The organism is Dietzia sp. DQ11-71, assembly GCF_014144995.1.
Lineage (GTDB): Bacteria > Actinomycetota > Actinomycetes > Mycobacteriales > Mycobacteriaceae > Dietzia > Dietzia kunjamensis.
This window is the reverse complement of sequence record NZ_JAALDT010000454.1, coordinates 1-3,949: the sequence shown is the minus strand read 5'-3', so window position 1 is coordinate 3,949 and position 3,949 is coordinate 1. Positions and strand designations below refer to the sequence as shown.

General features: G+C 70.6%; 5 protein-coding genes and 1 pseudogene. 3 read left to right on the top strand and 3 right to left on the bottom strand.

The genetic code is table 11. The annotated features are described in order from the left end of the window. Window positions 1-152, top strand: a pseudogene (locus G6023_RS16060) (alpha/beta hydrolase); the annotation flags it as partial. A gap of 156 nt (window positions 153-308) precedes the next feature. Continuing rightward, window positions 309-860, top strand: a complete 552-nt coding sequence (locus G6023_RS14390; protein ID WP_067715464.1) for a YceI family protein — start codon at window positions 309-311, stop codon at window positions 858-860. A 143-nt stretch (window positions 861-1,003) separates the two neighbouring features. Here G6023_RS14390 and G6023_RS14385 read toward each other — a convergent pair whose 3' ends face one another. Beyond that, window positions 1,004-1,600, bottom strand: coding sequence for a maltokinase N-terminal cap-like domain-containing protein (locus G6023_RS14385; RefSeq protein WP_182636151.1), 597 nt, complete (start codon window positions 1,598-1,600; stop codon window positions 1,004-1,006). A gap of 230 nt (window positions 1,601-1,830) precedes the next feature. On the opposite strand from G6023_RS14385, the gene G6023_RS14380 reads away from it, so the two are divergent. After that, window positions 1,831-2,316, top strand: coding sequence for a hypothetical protein (locus G6023_RS14380; RefSeq protein WP_182636148.1), 486 nt, complete (start codon window positions 1,831-1,833; stop codon window positions 2,314-2,316). 110 nt (window positions 2,317-2,426) lie between these two features. Here the strand turns inward: G6023_RS14380 and G6023_RS14375 are convergent, their stop codons facing one another. Further along, on the bottom strand, window positions 2,427-3,353 hold the full coding sequence (locus G6023_RS14375) for an alpha/beta fold hydrolase (RefSeq protein WP_069388994.1): 927 nt from the start codon (window positions 3,351-3,353) through the stop codon (window positions 2,427-2,429). A 101-nt stretch (window positions 3,354-3,454) separates the two neighbouring features. After that, the coding region (locus tag G6023_RS14370) for an Rv1443c family protein (protein ID WP_187700225.1) at window positions 3,455-3,949 on the bottom strand (495 nt) is incomplete at its 5' end.

Below are 3,949 nucleotides of genomic sequence, written 5' to 3'. Positions count from 1 at the left end.
CCCCACCGCACGCCGCCGCGACGGCCGCCTTTGCCGCGCGCGCCGAGGTCCGGCACTACCCGGGCGACCACTTCGACCTCTTCGCCGGCCGGCCGTGCCACGACCGGGCCGTCGAGCACGCGCTGCACTTCCTCGAGAGGCACGTGGGCTGACCTGCGGCGACACGTGCGTCGGCGGTGTCGGCGCACGGTCCCACGGGCGACTTTCCCGGGGTTGTTGACATGTCATAAAGGTTGGCCTATATTGGGTGACACAACAGTTAACTGCTCGGCCCCGCCGGCCGGGCAACCCCACCCGAAGGAGTCACCATGACCGCCAACCTCACCGACCTCACCGGCACCTGGACCCTCGACGACACCCACACCCGCCTGGGCTTCGTCACCCGCCACGCGATGATCACCAAGGTCCGCGGCTCGTTCAACGACTTCACAGGCACCGTCACCGTGCCCGCCGAGGGCATCGAGGGAGCCACCGCCCAGGTCACCATCAACGCCTCCTCGATCGACACCCGCAACGCCGATCGCGACGGCCACCTCAAGTCCAACGACTTCTTCGACATGGAGACGTACCCGGAGATCACGTTCACCTCCACGAAGATCGCCGCCAACGGCTCGGGCGGCGTGGACGTGACCGGCGACCTCACCATCAAGGGCACCACCAAGTCCGTGACCATCCCGTTCGAGTACGAGGGCACCGCCACCGACCCGTTCGGCAACCAGCGCGCGGGCTTCGAGGGCACCACGGTCATCAACCGCAGCGACTTCGACCTCACCTGGAACGCCGCGCTCGAGACCGGCGGCGTGCTGGTCTCCGAGAAGGTCACCCTGGAGATCGAGGTCTCGGCGATCAAGAGCGCCTGACCGCTCGCCCGCCACGGCACAAGGGCCCCGTCACCGACCGGCCCCGCCCCACATAGTGCACGCTCGCCCCGGCAATTGCCGGGGCGAGCGTTCCGTTTGGGGGGCGGGGCCGGGCGCGCCGGGCAGGGCCGGGGCCGGAGACCCTAGGAGACGACGGCGAGGACCGCGGTGTGCGAACCGTCCGCGTCCTGCCAGGTCGCGCTGAGCGTGCCCGGCGAGCCGATGAGCGGGCGGTCGGCCTCCGCGTCGTTCTCCTCGGACACGACCCGAATGACGTGCAGAACCGCGTCGGAGCCCTGGGTGATCCCGTCGCCCCCACCGCGGATGTTGACCGGTGACGGCGTGATCGAGCCGTCCTCGACCTGCAGATGGTCGGCTGCGGCGTCGCGGTGGCTGATCACCCGGCGGACCTCGGCGACGTAGACCGGATCCGCCGAGGCGTCATAGACCCAGCGACGGCCGAGCACCGAGTGCTCCATCTCGCCGACCAGCGCGTCACCGGAGTCGTCGAGCTCGGACCCGCGGTAGGTCACGGGCACGTGGAAGGTGCGGGCACCGTCGGTGAGGAGAAACGACTCCATCCCGACCTCGCCGGCGGGATCGACGAACCGGTAGGCGGTCACCTGCTCGAGGCCCTCCGGGTCGCCGTCGAACCACTCCTGGTGGCGGACCCAGGCCCGGAGCAGGTCCAACTTGCCCGGGTCGAGGACGGCGTCATAGATCTCGGCGGTTCCACTCATGCGCTAAGACTCCCCGAATTCGCCCGGTCCGGCAAACGCGAACCGGGGCTGACGGGTGCATGAAGAAGAATTCGCGGGAGCGCCGTTCCCGCTGCGTAAGCGGGCAGACCACCCGACCGCGCCGGCCACGCTGTGATGCGGATCATAGCCAGCCAACGGGGGTGGCCGTTACTGTTACCGCCGTATCGCCGGGGAGATCCCCCGGATCCCGATGGAAAGGTGTGACCCCCATGAAGAAGACCATCGCCGTGATCGGTTCCGCTGCCGCCCTGTCCTTCGCCGGTGCCGGCCTCGCCGCCGCCCAGGAGGCCACCGACCCGACGCAGGGCGCCGACACCACCCAGACCGAGACCACCGAGGACGCGCTCGACGACGCGCTCGACGAGGTCGAGACCCCCGCCGAGGTCTCCGACATCGCCGCGCAGCTGTGCGGCACCATCTCCGCCTACGACTTCCTCGGCTCCGCCGAGGGCGTGGTGCCCGGCCTGAGCGGCGAGGCGTGCGAGGCCAACGCCACCGCCGCCGTCGCGGCCGCGTTCTCCGGTGACATCTCCGGCGCCATCGACATCCTCCGCGGCATCGACGCCGAGATCCCGGGCGATGACGACGAGACCGCGGATGCCGGCTCGGCCGAGCTCCTCGGCTCGCTGGCCGGCGGTGACGCCGAGGGCGACGAGACCGCCGACGACACCGAGCTGCCCGCGTTCGGCTCCTGATAGCGACTCGCGCGGCGGCTGCGACCAGCCGCTGACCGCATCGCCATCCGACTCGGCCCCGGCCCCCCTCGAGGGAGCCGGGGCCGAGTCCTTTCTGCCCGCCCGGGCCGTCAGCTGTGGTGCTCCGGCGGCTGGGGCTCCGGCGGCTGGGCCCCCGCCGCCACGAGGTCTCCCAGCGTCTCGGGGTCGATGTGCCCCGGCTGCGTCTCGGTCATGAACTCCACGATGATCCGCTCGACGGCCGCCGGGTCCTCGACGTGCGGGTAGTGGCCGGTCCGCTCGACGATCGCCAGGCGACTACCGGGGATCGCCTCGTGGGTGGCGTGCCCGTGGGACATGGGGATGATCGGGTCGCGGTCGCCCCAGATCAACTGGAACGGCAATTGCCCGGCCAGGTGCAGCCGGTTGGCCGCCGACACCGCCTGCCCCTTGTTGTCCACGACCGCGCGCAGCGTCTTGAAGAACGTCCTGCGGTGACCGGGCCTACTGAGTGAGTCGTACGACATCCAGGACTCGGTGATCGCGTCGGCCCGGATGCCCAGGCCGGAGAAGAAGCGCCCCACCGAGTTCCCGGCGTTCACGAAGACCGGGGCCGCGCCGATCGTCAGCAGGAGTTCGGCGCCGGGGACGGCCAGCATCCGGAGGATCCAGTTGACCTCCTTGCCCAGGCCGCCGCTGCCGATCAGGACGATCCGCTCGCAGTACTCGGGGTATTGGTAGACGAACTGCATGGCGACGCCGCCGCCGAGCGATTGTCCGATGACCGTGCATCGCTTGATGCCCTTGACCACCAACAGGTCGCGCAGGGCGGAGGCCATCGCGCCGAGCGAGTAGTCGTCGAAGTCGAGTGAACTCTCCCCGTGACCGGGCAGGTCCGGGGCGATGACGTGGAAGTGGGCGTCCAGGCGCGGGATGAGTTCGCGCCAGGTGGTCGAGCTACCGGCCATGCCGTGGATGAGCAGGATCGTCGGCTTGCCTTCGCCGGCACCCGCCTCGCGGTAGACCAGCTCTCGTCCGTGAAGTGTCGCGGTCTGCATAGTGATTCCCCCTCGGGGACGGCCTCCCGCGCCGTATCTCGTCGCAGGGAGCACCTACCGTCATTGTGCGCCCCGCGGGGACGTTCACGCAGTTCCCCGTGTCACATCTGGGCCGAGAACTTCCGGATCAGCCGCCGGTGACGATGCCGGAACAGCGCACCGACCACCATCCGCACCACCGGTCCCGGCAGCACCGTCCGGGGTTCGGCCCGCAGGGTGTCGGTCACCCGGGTCGAGCCGTCGGGCAGGTCGTCGAGCTCCCGGCGGTGCTCCCACACGCGGCACGACCCCAGGCTCGAGCGCTCCTGGAAGTAGCGCGGCGCCTCCATCCCGGTGATCACCAGGTCGTCGAACTCGACCGGGACGATCCCCGCCAGCAGGATCCACGCCCGCCCCGCCGGGCGACCGAGCGGGAGGTCCGCGATCGACGCCCCCCGCAGCGACCTGGGGAACCGCATCGTCAGCAACGGGCCGAACTCGTCCGCGACGCCCTCGGCCGTGACGACCCGCGCCCACACCTGGTCCCGGGGCGCGGGCACGACGCTCGAGCGCACGACCACCACGCCGGGGGTCCGAACAGCGGCCCGCCCGTCACC

Coding starts and splice junctions, on each gene's coding strand:
- G6023_RS14375 (WP_069388994.1), bottom strand. CDS start 3,353: ATGCAGACCGCGACACTTCACGGACGAGAGCTGGTCTACCGCGAGGCG.
- G6023_RS14390 (WP_067715464.1), top strand. CDS start 309: ATGACCGCCAACCTCACCGACCTCACCGGCACCTGGACCCTCGACGAC.
- G6023_RS14380 (WP_182636148.1), top strand. CDS start 1,831: ATGAAGAAGACCATCGCCGTGATCGGTTCCGCTGCCGCCCTGTCCTTC.
- G6023_RS14385 (WP_182636151.1), bottom strand. CDS start 1,600: ATGAGTGGAACCGCCGAGATCTATGACGCCGTCCTCGACCCGGGCAAG.